The organism is Streptomyces sp. WM4235 (assembly GCF_001279725.1).
In the GTDB taxonomy this organism is placed as follows: domain Bacteria; phylum Actinomycetota; class Actinomycetes; order Streptomycetales; family Streptomycetaceae; genus Streptomyces.
The window spans coordinates 61585-62586 of sequence record NZ_LGDE01000426.1 but is presented as its reverse complement, the minus strand read 5'-3'; the positions used below and the strand labels follow the sequence as shown (position 1 = coordinate 62586).

The following is a 1002-nucleotide window of genomic DNA, read 5'->3' as shown; positions in this document are numbered from 1 at the left end:
GAACGCCTTGATGTCGTTGACGAACTCGGTTTCGATCCAGCGGGTGTGGACCGTGAAGGGTCCTTCGGTGGGGGCGAAGGCGGGGTCGGTGACGACGGCGCGGTGGAAGGGGAGGGCGGTGGCCATGCCCTCGATCTCGAACTCGGCGAGTGCGCGGGCCGCGCGCTGGAGGGCCTGTTCGCGGGTGGCGCCGGTGACGATCAGCTTGGCGAGGAGGGAGTCCCAGGCGGGGCCGATGACGGAGCCGGATTCGACGCCCGCGTCGAGGCGGACGCCGGGACCCGACGGCGGGGCGAAGCGGGTGACGGTGCCGGGGGCGGGCAGGAAGCCGCGGCCGGGGTCCTCGCCGTTGATGCGGAACTCGAAGGAGTGTCCGCGCAGTACCGGATCGCCGTAGCCGAGGGGCTCGCCGTCGGCGATGCGGAACATCTCCCGGACGAGGTCGAGGCCGGTGACCTCCTCGGTGACGGGGTGTTCGACCTGGAGGCGGGTGTTGACCTCCAGGAAGGAGATCAGGCCGTCGGCGGAGACCAGGAACTCCACGGTGCCCGCGCCGACGTAGCCGGCTTCCTTCAGGATGGCCTTGGAGGCGGCGTACAGCTCGGCGTTCTGGGCGTCCGTCAGGAACGGCGCCGGGGCCTCCTCGACCAGTTTCTGGTGGCGGCGTTGGAGCGAGCAGTCACGGGTGGAGACGACCACGACGTTGCCGTGGGTGTCGGCCAGGCACTGCGTCTCCACGTGACGCGGCTTGTCGAGGTAACGCTCGACGAAGCACTCACCACGCCCGAACGCGGCGACGGCCTCACGCACGGCGGAGTCGTACAGTTCGGGGACCTCTTCGAGGGTCCGGGCGACCTTCAGGCCGCGACCGCCGCCACCGAACGCGGCCTTGATCGCGATCGGGAGGCCGTGTTCCTTCGCGAACGCCACGACCTCCTCCGACCCGGAGACCGGGTCGGGGGTCCCGGCGACCAGCGGGGCGCCGGCGCGTTGGGCGATGTG

At 71.1% G+C, this 1002-nt stretch carries 1 pseudogene (only partly in view); it reads right to left on the bottom strand.

Going from position 1 to position 1002, the window contains the following annotated elements:
• Positions 1-1002 (bottom strand): annotated as a pseudogene (locus ADK55_RS25790) (acetyl-CoA carboxylase biotin carboxylase subunit); its annotated part runs 308 nt beyond the window's last position; the annotation flags it as partial.